Origin of the sequence: Maribacter sp. BPC-D8, assembly GCF_035207705.1 — a bacterium.
Taxonomy (GTDB): Bacteria; Bacteroidota; Bacteroidia; order Flavobacteriales; family Flavobacteriaceae; genus Maribacter.
In genome coordinates this window covers 2176238-2194693 of the sequence record NZ_CP128187.1, presented here as the reverse complement: position 1 = coordinate 2194693, position 18456 = coordinate 2176238, and the positions used below count along the sequence as shown (strand labels likewise).

The following is an 18456-nucleotide window of genomic DNA, read 5'->3' as shown; positions in this document are numbered from 1 at the left end:
TGGCTTTAATTTTTATTTAAATCGCTCCTCTTTTTATTATCATAGAAATAGAGGTTCATTTTCACGCTTACATCGTGTTTAATCGTCTCTTGATATTCTGGTAAAAAGGCTGCTCTTTCTGTAAAATAATTTGTCCAGAACGCATTTTCTTTAATTTCCCAGTTATCATAGGCTTTTGCTAAAGGTGTTTTATCATCTCCTTTATTTAAACTGCGAAAACTTTGACAATGTTTATGAGCTGCATTTTTTTCATCCCACTCTTTCAATACTTTGTGTTTCGCTATATTATCGACTACCCAACGTATTTCTGTGATTTTATCGCTGGGTACAAACGTGTTTACCGTATTGCAATACCCACAACCTACATAATGAGATCTGAAAATGTCTTTCTTCACTTCTAGCTTACCACTGCATTGCGAGCAATGAAAATCTTCATTTAATAATTGAATAGCATGGTTGTAGAATTCTTGCGCAATTTTGCCTTCTAGTTCAATTTCAAACCGTTCTATTCTTCTGCTAAAAGAATACGATAATTCAGAACCTTTTTGGTATTGATCAATAATATCCCATCGTTCAACATAATCTAACATTTGGGGTTGCACTTTATCATCAAACGTTTGCTCTATTTTTTCCCCTAAACCCTCTAGCTGAGATTTAATTCCGCTCCATGCAGTCATGTTTGCAGACATGTCATAGTTATTTGCTTCTAAATTGTCTAATATGGCTTCTTCGGCATGTACCAACGACTCTGTAAAACGCGTCTCCATTTTTGCTAAAAATGTATCCCATTTAGCAACTAATGCAAGATATTCAGGCTGACTTTTTCTTTCTTCTTTATTGTCTTTTTTAGAGAATCCAAACATTATATATCAGTTTTAATCTCGTTGTCAATATCCATAAACTTAAAATCACAATAGTCGCAAGTAGTTAGATTGGTGTCTTTGGGTCTAGCTGCGCCACAGTTTTCGCATTTACGAGAACTGGTTTCTGAAGTCGCATTCGTTCCCCAATCTTTTTGGGTTTCGTTAGCGTTTTTTACAATCTTTTTAAAAGGATTTGACATATCTGTATAAATATATCGTAATGTATTGCCCAAGATTGTACCGAGTTGACAAACGTGGTAGTTTAGTTTGTATTCGATACTTTTGACCGCTATAAGTGGAGCAATAGAAGTGTGTTGCCGGTATTTACGCCGGTATTGTAGTCGGTTATTATATGTGATTTTAATACTTACGCTCTAGTAGTATTTACCTTCTTCACATTTATTTCTATCCCAATCTTCTTTTAGAAAATTATTAAAACTTGGCTTTTGTTCTAAATTGGAGCTGGCTTCATATTCGCCGCCATAGGCATTTTCATTACCGCACATAATCATTGTAGAACCTCTCAAGGCATATTTCGTATTTTCTTCGAACATGATTATTTTCATAATGCCTGGGTCCATTCCGCCACGGCACATAGATACGTATGGCATAGCTATTTCAGAAATGCCGTCATTGTCCAAATCGGTAATGGTGGTTGCTTTTGGTACAAAGCCAATAAACATATCTACTCCATAACATTCTATATAATCATATACTCTCCATTTCTTCTTGTACTCTTGTTCAGTATTGCTTTTTACATATAAATAGGCATACAATTCAGCTTTATCTTGAAGCATATAATCTTTGGAATTTTCTTCATAGTCTTTCCATGTAAAGTAGCCTGTTACTGTTTGTATTAAAATATTCTCACCATTAGCATCTGTCCATTTTAGCGCTTCAACAACGGTACCTTTAAAATCCATTGATTTCGGAATGTCATCATAGCTCAATGTGTCAATTTTTATTGATTCGCTTGAGTTTTCTTTATCCCAAATGCCTAACCAAAGATTGGGTTCTAATGCTCTAAATTTTTCTATGTTTTCTTCACTTTGTGCAAAAGAGAAATTAGAAGCTATGAGTATTAATAAGGTTATAAAGGTTTTCATTTATTCTATTTATAGGTAATTATGTTTTGTTGGTAGTGCCAGGGTAAGATGTTATTTTTTGGTTACTGACAGCTAATTGAAATGTTTCTTCTTTTGAATATGTTTAATATTTGTTGCGAGTTTCTTTTAATTTTAGATCAATTAGAATATCTGCTACACTTAAAACTTTGATTTTTCTTTTAACAGGTTTTCTTGTTAGTTCATTTTCAATATTCGTTATTAGAAAATTCCAAGGGGAGTAGCCACAAAAATTAGTACTGAAATATTCTTGTATTTCTTCTTTTACTTCTATGCTATCTACAACTTCAATTTCGGTATTAAATTCATTGAAAAAATCTGCTGAATACTCGCTAATTTGAACCCAATTTTTTAAATCTCCGAAATTCGTAATAAGAACATCTGCCTTTTCAAATTCTTCTTTATTGGGTTTGCTTAATTGATTGATGTTAGTGGACATAACTACATTGCTTCCCATTTCTTTTTTGTCAATTTTATGCTCTCCGATAGCTATTGCGCCTGTAAAGTTTCCATTTGACAGTTTGTATATTAAACAATCTCCGGTTTTGAAAATTGGTGGTTGGTAAATGATTACTTTTTTTACCTTTTTTAAAGGTTTGCTTCTTTGTGTTTCTATCTTCTTCAGATATTTTTTTAATACCAGCTTTCTTTGCTTGATATCTTTTTCGCTTCCTTCAAGTTTTCTCCAGTTATCAAGATCAACTTCTAAATCAATAAACTCTTTTATTTGATTTAGCATTTTTTCATCAAGCGCACAATTTTCCCATAAGGCAAGACCAAGTGCGAAAATGAAATCAGTTTTAGAATCTCCTTTAGAATAATCTAAGAACTCAATATTTATTTTCTTAATAATATCCGGAATTGAGATTCCATTCTCCAAGTGCTCAATAAACTTATTATAAACCTCTGCAGAAGTATCATTGTCTAAAATTCCTGTTCTAAAAGTTCCCATTTAAATTCGCTTATTTGTTTCTAATTTTTTCACTGCGATGCTTACAACTCTTTTGGTTGTAGGTTACTTATAAAACTTTGGAAACTGTCGGCTAAAACGGTAATAACAGGGCTGTCGCCATATTCAAGTTCAATATGTACAATTTTTGGTTCTCCATTTTGGTTCAGTTGTGTTTTGTCAAAACATACCCACCAATGACCATCGTTATCTAATGCAACGTATTTAGTTTTATCTAGACCCCATTCTTCTAAAAGGTCTGTGTTTTCTTCAAGATCGTAATCTCTAGATTCATTTCTAATTCCACATAACCCTCTTATGGTTAAGGTATCATCTGAAAAAGGTACTTTAATCTTTAATAATTCAATAGGGTAATTAGAATAGTCTAAATAACCACCATTTTGAAATCGTAATAAATTGATATATGATTCTGGAAATTTAATACTGTACTTTTTTTCAACATCTAGAACAGAAGTATTGTCAAGAGGTTTAATTTCTTGTCTTAGTTTTTTTAACGAGGTAAAGAAGCCGTCTTTCATTAATAGAGTTTAAATAGTTTAGTATTTTTATTTTAAGAGTGAATTTTTAATTCGTTTAGAAATGCCTTTTTCATAGTAATATCTGTTATATTACCATAAGAAGTATTCTTGTCTTCTTGAATTTTTTTATAAAAACTTGTTGCTCTTCCTCTTAATTTTTGAGTGTTCAAATAATTATTAAAAGCTACTTCTGCGGTTTTTATGTCACCATAGTATACAAGAAAATCTATAGGTAAATTTTGATTTTTTGTATCAAAATGTTCATTTAGTTGTAATCCATTTTGAGCAATTTCATTTACGATATTTTCAATATTTTCAAATTTTTCAAAAACGGGAAACGCATAGATTTTAATGGTTTCTGATAATTTAGGAATACTATTTTCTTGATTATTTATTGCGATATTCCATTCATTATGTTTCCCTTTAAGCGGAGTTATGCTTTCTAAACTTGTGCGAAAAATAATTGCACTTTCATCTTCAGAATTATATTTTTCTTTTCTCCACTTTTTCAATTGTTTTGATTCGACTAAAATATATGGATTAACAGCTATAGAACCACTCCAGTTTTTTGTGGTTGATGAAAAGGTAATGACGAAATCAAATAATTTATTATCAGAAGACTTTTTTAATACCTGACCTTTTTTAATTGCTTTAAATCCGCAATCGATAAAATTTTCATGAATTTTATTACAACCAATATTGAAAATTTCTTTCGTATTCATTCCGTATACTATTTTATTCAGAAGCCTAACGTTAATGATTAAGTGAAGTTATAAAACTGTCTACTCCATTCTATTTAACTCTGTAGCTCCTGCTATAGCGCCTATCGATTCAAAAACTTCATCTTGGTCTTGAGTATCTGTCCATCCCATTTTTGATAATTCTGTACGAACTTGATGCTCTGTTTTTTCTTTTACGAAGTGGTAATAGGCGAAATCAACAACCTCAGGTGGTATTCTTTCCAGTTGATAAGCCGTTAAGCCAGAAACAAGTCTTAAGAGACCAATGAAGTAAGTAATTACTAATTGAACGATCCAACTAATTACTAAACCGATCCAACCTGTATTTGTATTTTTAATGGTTAAGCCAGCATCAAACCTCGCTTGTAAAAATTCCAAAAAGCTAAATGGTTGAAAGTTGTTTTCATTTAATATTATTTGGTATTGAAAATATTGATTGGATACATAGGTAACCACTATCATTGCTATAAGTAAAAAATGTAAAGGATCATAAGATGTGTAATTACTTATCTTAATTAGTTTAGAAAGCACATACCCTAATACTATTGCAACGACAACTTCAAAAACCCCAATAATGTATATTCCTTTTACAGAAAGAAATGCTACAATAGCACCAACTATTAGCGCTGTAATTAAACCGCCAACAACGGGAATCCAAATTTGAGGTTCTTTTCTACTTTTAGGCTTTGGTAAATTTTCTGGGATTACGTAGTCATCCCAATTGTTTGCTTTTTCAATTTCCTTTTCAAGTTCGGCTAATGTTTCATGGTCAAATTCTTTCTCAGTTTGTTGAAATGCATGAATGAATAATTTAACCCTTTTTGAATTTCGACCATTGTCCCAAATTTCATTGCCGAGAGAGATACTTTTAACAGTTAATTTACCATTTTTAAAAGAGACATTAATTTTTTCAGTCCAACGGTTCCAATCTCCTTTTCTTTTTGCTTCGGCATTTCTATCATCATGGTAAACAATATCCCAACCTAACTTTTCAAATGTTTTATTCACAATAGGTATAATCACTATTTTATTCAAATCAGTTTTTATTTCCTCTTCAAATTTGGGAGTCCAATGAACGCTATGCTTTTTCTTGATAGACGCTTCGTATTGTTTAAGATCTTCGTTCATTTGATAGGTTGTATTGCGAGTTGTACTTTATTCCATTATTACTTTACTGTAAATATTCCCTTTCCAGTATAACTGTTTATCTGTTTCTAAAGTATTTTCAAACTCAAAATCGAACACAGCTTTTATAATTCCGCTTTCAAATAGTGTTTTATCAATTTTAATGGTTCCGCTTTTTAAAGGGAAAGTATTGATTCCTAAATCTCTTATACTGTTGAAATAAACAGAAGCAGTACATGAGTCATTTTTCAGTTCCAATATTAAATTGCTGTGTGTAGAAACGTTGCTTTGAGATTCTCCTTTTATAGTTCCATTCTTTAGTTTCTTGAAATCTATATAATCTGTACCTGAATATTCATACATTCTATTTTCCGACTTTAAAGAATGGTATACGTGGGTAGTATCTATTAACTTATAGAATGCTTGTAATGAATCTTTATATATTTTACCGGTATTGTCTTTCATTCGGTCAATCGCTACTGGGCAACTGCCGTCGCAACTTAATTGACCATGACTGTTTTTATAAACTCCTTCTTTATAACTCCAGTTTTCTTTAAAAGAAAAGTCTCCTTTTAAATCAGTCGTCCATTCAATATTTATGGTGTTCTTAGAATCAATTTTCTTGTCGATTGTTTTGCAAGAGATTGCTGTTAAGAGAAGTAATAATATGATAGAGAGTTTGTTTTTCATTTTAGTGTTTGATGTATTGTAGCTCGATTATTTTAAGCAGAATTGATAAGTTGATTTTGAGTTTTATTTTGATAGATTCAAATGTTACGCTTTTTAAACAACGCTTCTAACTCATCAATCTTATTAGAGTTGCTAACTATTCGATAGATAAAATAGATAGGAAATAATAACGGAATCAGTATCGAGTAATTTTTTCCATAAATAGATGAAACCAGTCCTATAGCTATTATGCTTGCAAGAAACCCAATTACAAAAGCATTAATAATTTTAGACTTTTTTAGTTTCTTTTTTTCAACTACTAATTCTTCATCTGTTAGTTCAGATAGGTTCTTTGTATTCATTATTAGTATGTTTTATTGCAGTTGACTATTGTTAATTGCTGTGTTTTCATCTTTGTAAAGTTTATTGACTTTTGGTTGAATTATCCACACGCCTATAAAATAAAACCATAAAAGAAAAAACTCTCCGGCAAAATCTCCAAATTCTACTTTCCTTTTCAATTCTGCAGTTTTTATTGTTTTCGCAATAAAATACATACAATAGAAAATACAGAACATGGAGAATAAGTGGAGTAGTAGAATAATGTACAAAGGCCAACCAATAAATGAGAAACTATTAATTTCTGTTCCAGAAAATAGTCCGGCCATTAAAAGCAGTATAGATATGATATAGATAAGAGGTATGAAGAATAAAACCTTAAACTTTTTAACCTTCATTTTATTTTCTGGCGGAATGTTTTTTTGAAGTCCGATTGCGATAGACCAAAACCAACCGAAAAACATAACGACATATAAAATCATTACATATGGGAAATAGTCAAAATAAAATATGTTGTCGTTTAGAACTTCAGTTACACCAGCTCCACTTTCTGATATTGGATTTGGATGCGTTTGTAGTCCAAAAAACTGAGATATTGTATATAGTTGGTATGACAACGGAATACCCAACATTAGAACGAATAGTTGCCAATGTTTTGCTTTTAGATAGAAGTTGATCATGGTTGTGTTTTACTTACTGGCATTTTATGTATGGGTTAAGTTAAAGCTTTTTGTTTTTTTATCTTCTATTTGAATGAAATTCTGAAGATTTGGTGCGCTTTATAAAAGTATATTGACAAAGACTAAAACCTGAAGATTACACTACTTGTATATGGTTTTGTCTAAAGTGTTTTATTTCTATTTTCAATAATACTGACTAAAGATTAGTATCTACGCCTTATAATTTGCAAAAGCAGATTTCGTTTTTCTTTTATTAAAACGAATCTAGCTCTCGTTGTAAGTTCTGTTTAGCTTGTGTTTCAAATTGATTGTAAAAAAAATCGGTTTTAAATATCCTGTCCATTGATAAAAAATGATGTAGAACTTTTTTACGTCCAGGGTTATAAATGAAGCTAGGGTAGATAGCATATTCCTTTCTAACATTTTTGTAGTATAGCGAATATGCTTCCCAACTTTGACCTAATACGGAAAGGTCGGCATCTGTAAAATAGTTAGTATCGCTGTTGATTGATTTATGGTGCGATTTGGTAGCTAAAATTTGTTTTTTGCATTGTTCAATAATGTTGCTAGAAACAGAAATCTCTTTCATACGTTTTTCAGCGAGGTCAGCACTTTTTTCTTCGTTGTCTGATTTTGTAGCATTGTAAATTATATCGTGGTAATAGAGTGTGAATAAAATCGTTTCCCAGTTCTTTATTTCTCCCTTTACAATAGTTAGCTGAGATAATAAATTGTCAAGATGCTGTAATGTATGATAATGTCTTTTTTTGCCAGAGTAGTTTTTCTCTATTTCTGTCCATAGTACATTTATCAAACGTTTATCGTCTGTATATTTTAACAGAAGTGCTGTGAATGTTTCTTTTAGCATGAGAGTTCTTTAATAACAACCAGCACAAATTTATGTGCAGCAGTATGATCACCAAAGAAAGATACAATTTTCAATTAAAGCCAATAGAACTAGTAGATTAAAAATCAATGAAAGGAAGTGAGAAATTACTAGTTATTTAGAGGTAATTGGTACAGGTATTTCATACATCTGTAAATCGAAATAGGATGGGGGAGGTTAATAGATGATTAACGTGATTGTATATGGTTTGTTACGTGTTTCAAGCAACTAATTTAGTAAATGATTACCGACCAAGAAAGTCCGCGAGGACTTTCGTAAGTAGACGAGAACCAGCCATTAATTATACACCGTGTTGCCAGCCGTTTTTTTTATCTTCCCAATATTTTACTTTTTCTTCATCACTCAACCAAATTATATTTTCAGGCTTTCCAATTTCAGGTAAAAAGTATTTGCCATAATAATTTTCATTATTCATAATATTCCAAGGTTCAAGTCCAAAATAAACGTCTGCCAAAGTACTTAAATTTACACCACCGTGAAATTTTTTATTTGGAACCCTTTCAGGACTAACTAATACCTTGCAATTAAATAAAACTTTAAATAGGTGATTTTTAATTTCATCTTCATAAGAATTGTTAACAGATAGTGGTCGAGATTCTATTAATTCTTCAATAGAAGTTTCAGAGTTTTCTTTAGTTAGGTCAAATAAAACTAATATAGGACTGGTTTTTGTTAGATGCGTTCCAATTACTTGTCCAAAAGCAAAAGAATTATTAGACATTGGAACAGAAATAATATCGCCAATTTTCCATTTTTGTCTTGGAGGTCGTTTCCATTTCTTTAACTTTTTATAAATTTCATCTAACTCTTTTTCTTTGAAATCAATACGATATTTAGATAAAGATATGTTGTTAATTATTTTTGCTACACTAAAAATTGTATCAGCACTTTTACTATCTATTTGCGTGTAATCACTTTCAAAATCAATATTTGGTTTAGGTTTTAAACTTACTTTTTCTAGCGCTATTTTTAGTTTTTCAACCGCTTCTGATTGATATTCCACACCAAGAAATTCTGTTAGGTTTTCAAAAATTCCAAACATTGATGAAGTTTCATTAGGTAGTGAAATTTCAAATTTTCCGAATTTTATATCTGTATCCATAATCTTGGTTTAAATGGCTGGCAACACATAAATAAGTGCAATAGGTGTTATATTAAAGAAAGATAAACCATTCTTTTCTAATTCAATTGCCATGGGATTTTGAAAAGGTTTTACCCAATATTATATCACCATAAAAAATTAATTTTCATTGGAAAATGAAGGTACAGGTATTTCATATACCTGTAATTGAAAATAGGGTAGGGCAGCTAGTAGATGGTCAAAGATGTCTGCCATTACATACTCATAATTCTCCCAACGCTTGTCTGAGCTAAAAGCATATACTTCTAACGGTATACCTTGTGGTGTTGGTGCTAATTGGCGAACCATTAAGGTCATACCTTTATTTACGGCAGAATGACTTTGCAGATAATCGTTTACATATTTTCTGAATACACCAATATTCGTCAAATTTCTTCCATTTATAGCAAGCTCTTTGTCAATATTATTTGCTGTGTTATAGGTATTGATTTGTTCTGATCTCGTATTTAAATACGGCTGAATTAATTGTATTTTTTGAAACTCTTCTATATCGGCTTCTGACAAAAAATGAATGCTTTTTTGACTAATGATCAAAGCTCGTTTTATTCGCCTTCCGCCAGATTCTTGCATTCCACGCCAGTTTTTAAAAGAATCTGATATCAACGCATAGGTTGGTATTGTGGTAATGGTATTATCAAAATTTTGGACTTTTACCGTTGCAAGCGATATTTCGACCACATCGCCATCTGCTCCAAATTTGTCAAAACTGATCCAATCACCAATACGAACCATATCATTGATACTAACCTGTATACTGGCAACTAGACCAAGAATAGAATCTTTGAATATCAATAAAATTACGGCTGATCCTGCACCAAGAGCGGTAAAAAATTTCCAGATTTGTATCTCCGTAATAATTGCGAAAATGGTGAATGTACCTAAGACCCAGGCAAAAATCATAAACACCTGTATGTAGCTGCCCATAGGTTTATCTCTAAACCGAGTTTTTGTTTTTAGATAATCATTGAGACTTCTAAATACACTTTTAACGACATAAAGTGTAAGAACAACAAACAGTACATTTAAAAACTTTAATACTATTTTTTCGGCATAATCAAAACCTATAAATCCGAAGGGTACAAGTTCTACCAACATGCTCAGCGGTATAATATGAGCAATATACCGTGGTACTCTATTGGCTACCAAAAAATTATCAAAATTGGTTTTAGACTTTTGCGCTAATTTTAGCGATACTGACCGCAGCACTTTCCAAATTATAAGATCTAAGAAATAAGCAAGTACTAGACCGATAACTAATAAAATGGCAAGGTTCAAATAGGCTGCCGCTTTTTCGCTTAGTCCGCTTTCTACAAGGTAGTTATATAGTAATCTGTGAAAATCGTCGTTCATAGTCCTTGATCATTTTTGCGGTACAAAGGTACGATATGCAACAACCAGAAACGACGAATGTGAGCTTAAAAAACCTATTTGGCATGTAGTGCCAATACGGGTACATTTGCGTAGTAACCCAACTTATTCAGTGATAGTTTGCCAAAACCAAGACGTTCCCAAAACGAAGGCTTTTTATCTACATAACTTATCATATTAGAGGCTCTAATCTCTACAAAGCAACTTAGTGCAATTGCCATTTTTACATTACGTAGCGTATTAAACTTGTAGTCTACGCCTTTGAGCTGACTACGAATAAATACCTTATTTCTTTTTTGAGAGAAGCTCAACTTTTTCGGTTGTGTTAAACTCAATACCTGTATACTGGCATTACTTAGTTTAGCGATTTCAACCAAGTATTTAATTTCAGATGATTTAATTTTAGTATTGAAATCTGTAGTTAGTACAATTTCTTTAGGGTGATTGAAATCTACTTTTGCCGGTACCACTAAAATGGGGCATTTTCTAATTTGTCTTGAAATTTCAAGAGTTTGTTTCCCGTACGATTCTCCTTTTTTGTTAGTAATGCCTTTTGCACCCATAACAATCATTTTAAAATGAAGTTTTTCATTCAGGCTTTTTACAGCATCTAAAAGTAAGGTAGATTCTGATACGACATGAAATTCGTGATTTTCATTATTTTTTAATTTCGATAATTGTAATAATATATCGCCTAAGCCCTGTCTTGATCTTAATTCAGAAAATTTATTAAACGCTTCATCGGGATCTAATAAGGTTAAACTATCTAAGCCATGGGTTTCTTTAGAATAGGCATGCAAAATGTAAAAAGTGCACTTTTTATCTTCGAAGAGTTTTATGGCGTACTGTATAGCGTTCCATGAGTTCTTTGAGAAATCTGTAGGTAATAGTATTCTATTTTCCATGACGGTATGTTTTAGATGGTTTGGTTAGGTTTGGTATGTAATGGTAGTTTCTAATTCACTTAACTTCTTGCATTTATTAGTATTTGAGATAATATTTTTAGCTTTAGACTTCTGTAATTTTCAATTAGTGACAAGTAAGTATCTCTCTTTTTTTCATGATGGTTTAGATAATAGGCATCGCATGCTACAGTGTCACATTCTATAGATTTGCCCACAGCATTATCATAGCGGTAAAGCGCCGCCAACATTAACGCATTTTCTCTGCGTACGCCATGTAGCTCTTGGTACAATTTTGAACTATGAATCATGCTGTCTTCAATGTCTAAATAGAATTCAATTTCCTTATTTAAAAACTCTAGCTCATCTGTCCAGTTATTAATTTCTAATCGATCCTTTTTCATCATAACTCTTTTGTCTGATTCATGCGGATAAAAATGTTTAGATGCGATCATAGTACCATGTTTATGTTCATATACTCATTCTCTTGCTCTACTTTTTCTATGGTTAGTTTTTGTTCTCCGGATGGAAAATCCCAAACAATGGCATCACCTTCGCTGTACCCAATAACCGCTGCACCCATTGGGGTGAGTATAGATATTTTGTCATTTTTAATATCACTGTCAGTAGGCATCACCAGCTTAAATTTCTTGTGCCACCCATTTTCAGAAACTATCGTCACCGTTGTATTGAACCGAATAACATCTTCATACATTTCTGATGCATCGCAGATGATGGCAGTCTCTAATTCACCGACCAGTTTTTGTACAGATTTACGTAATGTGTCATCTTTATAGTAGCCTGATAGGTTCATAAACCTTTTAAGCACCACGTATTCTTTTTTCTCTATAACCAGATTGCCGTACTTCATTTTCTAATTTTTTTATTGAGATATGTGTTTAAAAATATAGTTCGTTGCCATTTTAAGCGCAGCCGAGAACATTGGCTAGCTTAGTTCAAATAATTTCGACCACGCCCTTGGTGGCAGTATTCACTACATACTTTTTAAAATCACTATCATTGTTTAAATACTGTATTATTTATCACGGAAAAATACCGCGTTGTACATACGCCTCTTCTAATCTTTCAATAGCTATTATAAAGGCTGCCGTACGCATATCTACTTTTCTCTTTTTCGATGTTTCGAGAACAGTAGTAAAAGACTCTTTCATTTTCTTTTCTAATTTCACCATCACTTCATCTAAAGTCCAGATTTCGCCGTTACGGTTCTGTAACCACTCAAAGTAGCTACCAATCACTCCGCCAGAATTACATAGAATATCAGGTATGATATCGATACCTTTTTTTAATAGAATTTCTTCAGCATCTACATCTGTTGGTCCGTTAGCACCTTCGGCAATTAAATACGCTTTTATCTTATTGGCGTTTTTAGGTGTAATTTGATTGCCTAATGCTGCAGGTATACAGATATCGCAGTCTAATGAAAAGAAATCTTTACTATCTATTGTTCTTGCCTTTGCATAACCTAGTATATTGCCCTTGTTCCCTTTAGAATAGTTTAATAATTGATCGACATCTATACCTTCTTCATTGGCAATACTACCATAGGCATCTTGTACCGCAGTTAAAATGGCGCCTTCATTTACTAAGAAATAGGCTGCCCAATACCCAACATTACCGAACCCTTGTACGATAAATTTTTTGTCCTTTAAATCTACATTATGACTTTCTGCCCAAAATTTAATGGTTAGAAATACACCGAAACCAGTAGCTCTATCTCTACCTTTTGAGCCACCGGCACCTACAGGTTTACCTGTAACTACGTGCATGTTGGTAGATCTTTCTGCAGGCGATTTCGTAGACATGTAGGTGTCAAGAATCCAAGCCATCGTCTGCGGATTGGTATTTACATCGGGAGCAGGAATATCTAACTCCGGACCAATATTATCGCCCAACGCATACGTAAACCTTCTAGTTATACGCTCTAATTCTGAATTAGAATATTTGTTAGGGTCTAATTGAATTCCGCCCTTAGCGCCACCATAGGGTAAACCTGCCAACGAAGTTTTCCAGGTCATCCACATTGCCAATGCCTTTGCAGCATCGATATCAACGGTAGGGTGGTAACGAAGTCCGCCCTTATATGGTCCCAGCGCATTGTTATGCTGAACACGGTAGCCGGTAAAAATTTCAACCTCACCATTATCCATTCGCACAGGAAAATGAACAACTATTTCATTATTGGTCACCTCTAATATTTTTCTAATATTAGAGTTTAAATCAATAATGTCTGCGGCATTATCAAATTGTCGCATTACGTTTTCAAGCATACCTTGTTTAGGCGCTTTTTTAGATGCTACTTTTGCTATCATTATATTTAGTTTAAGACTAATTCTCTTTTAAATTCTTTACTTGCCATTTCATTAGAAATGATCAATGTAGGTTCATTGGTGACATCCAATACATGTACATATTCACTACACGAAACAATTGAGTTTTTATCATTTGTTAATGAGCAATATGCCACGTAGGTGCAGGTAGAGCATATGCTCCGCATATAATTTTTCATCGCGTTTATATTAAAAATGTTTACGTAATAATTTTACTGATCCAAAACAGGTTGTTTTGTATTCAAGGGATAAAAGATTAAAGCCAATAAGGCAAAGCCAATAGCTATTAAAAAGCCTAACTCTAATTTTGACATCAGTATTTTGGTGTCTAAAGTTTTGTTAGAACGTTGTGTCATTTGCCTACTTTCTTCAAGCTGTATACGTGCTAGTATATCTAAAATTTGATTTATTTCTTCTAAGGTTTTTAATGATACTGCATGAACGCCACTTCTTAAATTGTCTTTGGACTGGACTACTTTTTCTTCAGATTTTTTAAGCTTATCGAATTGTAAAGTCAATTCGTTAAGTGTATTGTATTCTTCAGTAGTCAATTTTGTTAACGCAAAATTAGAAAGTAGTTTTTCTGTTTCTTTATTTTCATCTATCACCTGGGCAAAGTCTCCTTCGGTAATAATTCGAATTTTCTTTTGATAAAAGATATTACTCAATTGATAGATATAATCTTGAACCTTAATTCTGTCTTCGTACACTGAATTTACCGTGTGCTGTAAAGTCGAAAAATGTCTTTGATATAATCTGTTAGAACCCAACACCAATAAAAATGCGATGGCCAATATAAAGCCAGCATGCATTCTTTGCGGTGTTTTTAGTTTTGTAAACATGAGTTCTGTTTTTTATTAAATTTTTTTTTTAGGAAATCCACTTGGTTGTTTCTTAATAAATCAGCCAACTTATTTATAGAGGCCAAGTGGATTATCAATCAACTAAAAAAAATTATAAAGCTTGTAATTCGCCAGAGTTAATGGCTTCTTTGAAATCTGCAGATACTACTGTATGACTGTTAAAGAAGCGACCGCCATCATTTCTTTTTATTTTAATTTCGGTTGTACCGTCTTTCTTTTCTTTGACCGCAGTTACAACAACTTCTTCGCCATGAGCCCGCCTATAATTGGCAATGCCGCCGCGTTTGATAATGAAGTTTTCTCTAGGGAAATCTATGTGCTTGTATTTGTTTGTTTCAGGTTTTCCTATTTCAAAAACATCACCAACATTTACTTCTGTTTGTATAGTAACATTGTCTTGTGCGTTTAATAGGCTTACTGAAAATAATAGAGTGATTACATATTTGATCATAACTGAATAATTTAGAATTAATGAATTGTTTCTTTTTTGGTCTTCATTTCTTCAGTAGTGTCTTTGTTGGCTGAGTTTGGTTGGGTAACTTTTGTGATTACTAAAGAGACGCGGTCACCAGGTAATCCATAAGAAATTTTATCTCCTACGGCACGCCCAATAACTGAAGCACCTAAACTGCTGATAACAGAAATTTTATTTTGTTTTATATCAACTTCATTTGGAGCTACAATTTGAAAAGTTTGGCGAATACCAGAAGCACCGCTAACTTTTATAAACGAGTTAATAGTAATGATGTCGAACGGAATATCTTCTGCATTTAAACGCATGGCTATAGTCATGTGTTGACCAAGAATCTCTAACACATTTTTGTGTGCATAGTCTTCAATAGTTACATTCTCTTCTTGATATTTTTTAATCATCAAGAATTCATTTTCTTCAAAAACCAGACTGCCGTACTTCATTTATCGCTATTTAAGATTCCACGTTCTCTTTCTTTTACTAGTCACTTTGATTATAGATTAAGGTCTATAAGCACTAGTTTTAGAAATAGATTTCTTTTTCATGGTCTATATAGCAATTGGTATGCCTCTGATATAGTATGGGCGTGCCAAAAACCGTAACTAATTGAATATTAGTTAGTAATAAAATATTTTAATTTTAGGAAGATATTTCAACTGGGTAAATATTCCTCAGTTGGGGAGAAATTACCCGGTGTTATTTTAGTTTTTCGCGCAAGGTTTTGCGATCTATTTGAAGAATTTCGGCTGCTTTGGTCTTGTTACCATCAGTATGATTTAATACACGCTGAACATATTCTCGCTCTATATCTCGAAGCGGACGCAGCTCATTATCAGAAAAATCAATTTGATACTTTAAAAAATCTGGCAGGTCTTTGACGTCGACAATACCATCGGACATGATAACAGCTCTTTGAATAATATTTTCAAGTTCTCTAATGTTGCCGGGCCAGTTGTAGCGTTGAAGAATTTGTAATGCTTCCGGAGAAATACGTAACAATCTATCTTTAAATTCTATTCCGTATTTACGAAGAAACTTATCGGTTAAAAGCGCAATGTCAGATTTACGTTCGCGTAGGGGAGGTACATTAATTTCTACTACAGTTAATCGGTAATACAGATCTTCTCTAAAAGTATTGTTCTTAATTTCTTCCCGTAAATTGGCATTGGTGGCCGCAATAATTCGAATATCTACTTTTTCTACTTTTTGTGAGCCAACTCTAGTAATTTCTTTTTCTTGAAGTGCGCGTAGTAATTTGGTCTGTACTGCTAATGATGCTGTACCAATTTCATCTAAAAACAAGGTACCACCTTTTGCAGCTTGAAAGAAACCATTTCTATTTTCATTTGCTCCTGTAAAGGCTCCTTTCAGGTACCCGAAAAGCTCTGCTTCTTGAAGATTTTCTGGTATTGCTGCGCAGTTAACGGCAATGAACGGCTCTCTAGAAAACTTGCCTGAATAGTGAATAGCCCTCGCAACTAACTCTTTACCCGTACCGCTTTCACCTGTAACTATTACTGTAGCCTTATTATCTTTTACGCGGTCAATAATATTGGTAACCTTTTTAAATGCCTCAGATGCACCTACCATATCTGAATACGTATTCGCATTAGAATTTACTTGGGCGCTTTTTGCTTTTTTACGAGATGTATTTTGCTTAAGTGCCTTTTCAACAGCTTCTTTTAATTCTGCTTTAGTGAAGGGTTTGGTTAAATAGTCTGTACCTCCAGATTTTATAACTTCTAAAGTTCCTTCGACAGATGGGTAACCGGTAACCACTAATTTCGGAATCTCAGGATAATGCTCATTGGCGAACTTCAATAACTGGAGTCCGTCTATTTCGGGCATTTGTATATCGGTAATGAGCAGGTCAATAAACGTATCCTTTAGTATAAACAACGCTTCTTTTACAGAAACTGCTTTATAGGTATGATAGTCCATTGATTGTAGATGCCTTTGTAAAAGCTCTAAAATATCAATATCATCATCAACAATAAGAATGTTCTCTTTGCGCAAATCCATCAATTACAATTTAGGAAAATCAACGGTAAATATAGTTCCTTTCGGTGTATTACTTTTGTGCTCAATTTTACCTTTGTGGCTGGTAATAATTCCGTGAACAACACTTAAACCTAAGCCAGAACCTTCACCTATGGGTTTGGTAGTAAAAAAAGGTTCAAACACCTTGTCTTCTAATTCGTTTGGTATGCCTTTACCTTCATCAGAAATTTCAATACTTATGTGACTCTCGGTTTCTAATATATGCACGGTAATAGTGCTGCCCTCGGGAGAATAGTAAATGGCATTCATAATTAAGTTGAACAATACCTGAGTCAATTGAACCGTGTCTGCCTTTAGTTTAATATCTGTCGAATCAAAAGCTTTGGTCAATTTTAGATTCTTAGCGCGTAAAGAAGGCTCAAGAAGTTTTATAACACTGATTACTATTGGTATCAGCTTTACGTTTTTCATTTCTTGTGGCATTTCACAAGCGAAGAACATGAGTTTTTTTACAATTTCTCGACTAAAAATGGCACTGTCCATTATTTTTTCGAGGTCTCTAACAGCTTCTTTATCAGTGATTTTATCTGTCAATAATTCGGCAAAACCCAGTATGTTAGCTAGTGGAGTGTTCAACTCATGGGCAATGCCAGCGGTAATTTCACCTAGAATATGTAAACGATCTGTACGTTCCATTTGTCTTCTGGTAATGGCTTCACTATCACGAATCTGTTTACGTTCGATAAGGTTACCAATATCTAAGGCTACATTATTCAATAAGGTCTGTTCTTCAACCAAAAAATCGTCAAATGTATATTTGTTTGAAGGGTAGCCGACCAGTACTTCACCTTCTACTTTATTAAATACTTTAATTTTAGATACTAAGGTGACCATATCGTGTTTAAAATCTTCTGTTTGTACTTGAAATTCGCCTGTTTTTAAAAAAACTTCGGTAACGTTTTCAAACTGCCATGCTCTTTTAAGACAATAAGCAATAGCTTCTAGAGAGGCTTCTAATTGGTCATAATCAGAATTCACTATAATAGAAGTAACCTCATATAGGCACGTAAGTTCTTTTACGCGTTCTTTTAGTTTATCCTCTGCTGTTGTCATACCAATTACATTTCTAATCTAAAGTTCAGCAATATTTAGGAAGTTAGAAAATAAGTTCCTTTTAAATCTATGTTTTTAACAGATTTGGTATGGTGTAAATTGAAGAATAGGGCAGTTGAAATTTAGATAAGTTTCAGAACCGACGTTAAGATATTCATATGTTTTTTTTTGTAGGAAGAAGAATTAATGATTTTACAATAGCACCAATTTATTTTTTGTAAAAAAACTGGTTGACCAATTTAAAGTGCGCCTGAATTTAACACTTGCTAACAAGATTTAAGATTTTGTTAACGATGTCTGATTTATAGCT

23 protein-coding genes are annotated in these 18456 nt (G+C 32.9%); all 23 read right to left on the bottom strand.

What is annotated here, in order from left to right; translation table 11 throughout:
- Nucleotides 1-5 precede the first annotated feature (5 nt).
- Nucleotides 6-863: a hypothetical protein gene (locus QSV08_RS09725; RefSeq protein WP_324028184.1), complete on the bottom strand. Its 858-nt coding sequence runs from the start codon at nucleotides 861-863 to the stop codon at nucleotides 6-8.
- A complete protein-coding gene (locus QSV08_RS09720) occupies nucleotides 863-1063 on the bottom strand; it encodes a hypothetical protein (RefSeq protein WP_324028183.1) in 201 nt (66 codons plus the stop codon). The genes QSV08_RS09725 and QSV08_RS09720 overlap by 1 nt, the downstream gene beginning before the upstream one ends.
- A gap of 174 nt (nucleotides 1064-1237) precedes the next feature.
- Complete coding sequence (locus tag QSV08_RS09715; protein WP_324028182.1) at nucleotides 1238-1969, bottom strand: M949_RS01915 family surface polysaccharide biosynthesis protein; 732 nt, start codon at nucleotides 1967-1969, stop codon at nucleotides 1238-1240.
- 103 nt (nucleotides 1970-2072) lie between these two features.
- Complete coding sequence (locus QSV08_RS09710) at nucleotides 2073-2939, bottom strand: hypothetical protein (RefSeq protein ID WP_324028181.1); 867 nt, start codon at nucleotides 2937-2939, stop codon at nucleotides 2073-2075.
- A 41-nt stretch (nucleotides 2940-2980) separates the two neighbouring features.
- Nucleotides 2981-3475, bottom strand: coding sequence for an SMI1/KNR4 family protein (locus QSV08_RS09705; RefSeq protein ID WP_324028180.1), 495 nt, complete (start codon nucleotides 3473-3475; stop codon nucleotides 2981-2983).
- Nucleotides 3476-3507: 32 nt separating this feature from the next.
- Nucleotides 3508-4197, bottom strand: coding sequence for a hypothetical protein (locus tag QSV08_RS09700; protein ID WP_324028179.1), 690 nt, complete (start codon nucleotides 4195-4197; stop codon nucleotides 3508-3510).
- A 60-nt stretch (nucleotides 4198-4257) separates the two neighbouring features.
- The gene (locus QSV08_RS09695) at nucleotides 4258-5343 is read right to left on the bottom strand and encodes a hypothetical protein (protein ID WP_324028178.1); all 1086 of its coding nucleotides are present in this window, start codon (nucleotides 5341-5343) and stop codon (nucleotides 4258-4260) included.
- A gap of 27 nt (nucleotides 5344-5370) precedes the next feature.
- A complete protein-coding gene (locus QSV08_RS09690) occupies nucleotides 5371-6030 on the bottom strand; it encodes a hypothetical protein (RefSeq protein WP_324028177.1) in 660 nt (219 codons plus the stop codon).
- Between the two features lie 77 nt (nucleotides 6031-6107).
- Entirely contained in the window at nucleotides 6108-6371 is a 264-nt protein-coding gene (locus tag QSV08_RS09685) for a hypothetical protein (protein WP_324028176.1), read from the bottom strand.
- Nucleotides 6372-6383: 12 nt separating this feature from the next.
- Complete coding sequence (locus tag QSV08_RS09680) at nucleotides 6384-7028, bottom strand: hypothetical protein (RefSeq protein WP_324028175.1); 645 nt, start codon at nucleotides 7026-7028, stop codon at nucleotides 6384-6386.
- 253 nt (nucleotides 7029-7281) lie between these two features.
- A complete protein-coding gene (locus tag QSV08_RS09675; protein WP_324028174.1) occupies nucleotides 7282-7896 on the bottom strand; it encodes a hypothetical protein in 615 nt (204 codons plus the stop codon).
- Nucleotides 7897-8215: 319 nt separating this feature from the next.
- Nucleotides 8216-9037 carry an Imm26 family immunity protein gene (locus tag QSV08_RS09670; protein ID WP_324028173.1) on the bottom strand — a complete coding sequence of 274 codons (822 nt, stop codon included), beginning with the start codon at nucleotides 9035-9037 and terminating at the stop codon, nucleotides 8216-8218.
- Between the two features lie 138 nt (nucleotides 9038-9175).
- Nucleotides 9176-10426, bottom strand: coding sequence for a mechanosensitive ion channel family protein (locus tag QSV08_RS09665; RefSeq protein WP_324028172.1), 1251 nt, complete (start codon nucleotides 10424-10426; stop codon nucleotides 9176-9178).
- A 74-nt stretch (nucleotides 10427-10500) separates the two neighbouring features.
- Entirely contained in the window at nucleotides 10501-11349 is an 849-nt protein-coding gene (locus QSV08_RS09660; RefSeq protein ID WP_324028171.1) for a universal stress protein, read from the bottom strand.
- Nucleotides 11350-11408: 59 nt separating this feature from the next.
- A complete protein-coding gene (locus tag QSV08_RS09655) occupies nucleotides 11409-11801 on the bottom strand; it encodes a hypothetical protein (RefSeq protein ID WP_324028170.1) in 393 nt (130 codons plus the stop codon).
- Entirely contained in the window at nucleotides 11798-12217 is a 420-nt protein-coding gene (locus tag QSV08_RS09650) for a GreA/GreB family elongation factor (RefSeq protein WP_324028169.1), read from the bottom strand. The genes QSV08_RS09655 and QSV08_RS09650 overlap by 4 nt, the downstream gene beginning before the upstream one ends.
- A 172-nt stretch (nucleotides 12218-12389) precedes the next feature.
- Complete coding sequence (locus QSV08_RS09645) at nucleotides 12390-13679, bottom strand: Glu/Leu/Phe/Val family dehydrogenase (protein WP_324028168.1); 1290 nt, start codon at nucleotides 13677-13679, stop codon at nucleotides 12390-12392.
- Nucleotides 13680-13684: 5 nt separating this feature from the next.
- Complete coding sequence (locus tag QSV08_RS09640; RefSeq protein ID WP_324028167.1) at nucleotides 13685-13876, bottom strand: hypothetical protein; 192 nt, start codon at nucleotides 13874-13876, stop codon at nucleotides 13685-13687.
- Nucleotides 13877-13909: 33 nt separating this feature from the next.
- A complete protein-coding gene (locus QSV08_RS09635; RefSeq protein ID WP_324028166.1) occupies nucleotides 13910-14539 on the bottom strand; it encodes a hypothetical protein in 630 nt (209 codons plus the stop codon).
- Between the two features lie 112 nt (nucleotides 14540-14651).
- The gene (locus QSV08_RS09630; RefSeq protein WP_324028165.1) at nucleotides 14652-15011 is read right to left on the bottom strand and encodes a hypothetical protein; all 360 of its coding nucleotides are present in this window, start codon (nucleotides 15009-15011) and stop codon (nucleotides 14652-14654) included.
- 17 nt (nucleotides 15012-15028) lie between these two features.
- A complete protein-coding gene (locus tag QSV08_RS09625) occupies nucleotides 15029-15475 on the bottom strand; it encodes a GreA/GreB family elongation factor (RefSeq protein ID WP_324028164.1) in 447 nt (148 codons plus the stop codon).
- Between the two features lie 253 nt (nucleotides 15476-15728).
- The gene (locus QSV08_RS09620) at nucleotides 15729-17054 is read right to left on the bottom strand and encodes a sigma-54-dependent transcriptional regulator (protein ID WP_324028163.1); all 1326 of its coding nucleotides are present in this window, start codon (nucleotides 17052-17054) and stop codon (nucleotides 15729-15731) included.
- A gap of 3 nt (nucleotides 17055-17057) precedes the next feature.
- A complete protein-coding gene (locus QSV08_RS09615) occupies nucleotides 17058-18146 on the bottom strand; it encodes a sensor histidine kinase (protein ID WP_324028162.1) in 1089 nt (362 codons plus the stop codon).
- Between the last annotated feature and the right edge of the window lie 310 nt (nucleotides 18147-18456).

Bases quoted from the DNA above. Each gene is read 5' to 3' on its own strand.
- QSV08_RS09665 (WP_324028172.1), bottom strand. From the start codon at position 10,426: ATGAACGACGATTTTCACAGATTACTATATAACTACCTTGTAGAAAGC.
- QSV08_RS09660 (WP_324028171.1), bottom strand. From the start codon at position 11,349: ATGGAAAATAGAATACTATTACCTACAGATTTCTCAAAGAACTCATGG.
- QSV08_RS09650 (WP_324028169.1), bottom strand. From the start codon at position 12,217: ATGAAGTACGGCAATCTGGTTATAGAGAAAAAAGAATACGTGGTGCTT.
- QSV08_RS09720 (WP_324028183.1), bottom strand. From the start codon at position 1,063: ATGTCAAATCCTTTTAAAAAGATTGTAAAAAACGCTAACGAAACCCAA.
- QSV08_RS09620 (WP_324028163.1), bottom strand. From the start codon at position 17,054: ATGGATTTGCGCAAAGAGAACATTCTTATTGTTGATGATGATATTGAT.
- QSV08_RS09645 (WP_324028168.1), bottom strand. From the start codon at position 13,679: ATGATAGCAAAAGTAGCATCTAAAAAAGCGCCTAAACAAGGTATGCTT.
- QSV08_RS09625 (WP_324028164.1), bottom strand. From the start codon at position 15,475: ATGAAGTACGGCAGTCTGGTTTTTGAAGAAAATGAATTCTTGATGATT.
- QSV08_RS09640 (WP_324028167.1), bottom strand. From the start codon at position 13,876: ATGAAAAATTATATGCGGAGCATATGCTCTACCTGCACCTACGTGGCA.
- QSV08_RS09715 (WP_324028182.1), bottom strand. From the start codon at position 1,969: ATGAAAACCTTTATAACCTTATTAATACTCATAGCTTCTAATTTCTCT.
- QSV08_RS09705 (WP_324028180.1), bottom strand. From the start codon at position 3,475: ATGAAAGACGGCTTCTTTACCTCGTTAAAAAAACTAAGACAAGAAATT.
- QSV08_RS09675 (WP_324028174.1), bottom strand. From the start codon at position 7,896: ATGCTAAAAGAAACATTCACAGCACTTCTGTTAAAATATACAGACGAT.
- QSV08_RS09710 (WP_324028181.1), bottom strand. From the start codon at position 2,939: ATGGGAACTTTTAGAACAGGAATTTTAGACAATGATACTTCTGCAGAG.
- QSV08_RS09725 (WP_324028184.1), bottom strand. From the start codon at position 863: ATGTTTGGATTCTCTAAAAAAGACAATAAAGAAGAAAGAAAAAGTCAG.
- QSV08_RS09615 (WP_324028162.1), bottom strand. From the start codon at position 18,146: ATGACAACAGCAGAGGATAAACTAAAAGAACGCGTAAAAGAACTTACG.
- QSV08_RS09670 (WP_324028173.1), bottom strand. From the start codon at position 9,037: ATGGATACAGATATAAAATTCGGAAAATTTGAAATTTCACTACCTAAT.
- QSV08_RS09635 (WP_324028166.1), bottom strand. From the start codon at position 14,539: ATGTTTACAAAACTAAAAACACCGCAAAGAATGCATGCTGGCTTTATA.
- QSV08_RS09680 (WP_324028175.1), bottom strand. From the start codon at position 7,028: ATGATCAACTTCTATCTAAAAGCAAAACATTGGCAACTATTCGTTCTA.
- QSV08_RS09695 (WP_324028178.1), bottom strand. From the start codon at position 5,343: ATGAACGAAGATCTTAAACAATACGAAGCGTCTATCAAGAAAAAGCAT.
- QSV08_RS09630 (WP_324028165.1), bottom strand. From the start codon at position 15,011: ATGATCAAATATGTAATCACTCTATTATTTTCAGTAAGCCTATTAAAC.
- QSV08_RS09655 (WP_324028170.1), bottom strand. From the start codon at position 11,801: ATGATCGCATCTAAACATTTTTATCCGCATGAATCAGACAAAAGAGTT.
- QSV08_RS09700 (WP_324028179.1), bottom strand. From the start codon at position 4,197: ATGAATACGAAAGAAATTTTCAATATTGGTTGTAATAAAATTCATGAA.
- QSV08_RS09690 (WP_324028177.1), bottom strand. From the start codon at position 6,030: ATGAAAAACAAACTCTCTATCATATTATTACTTCTCTTAACAGCAATC.
- QSV08_RS09685 (WP_324028176.1), bottom strand. From the start codon at position 6,371: ATGAATACAAAGAACCTATCTGAACTAACAGATGAAGAATTAGTAGTT.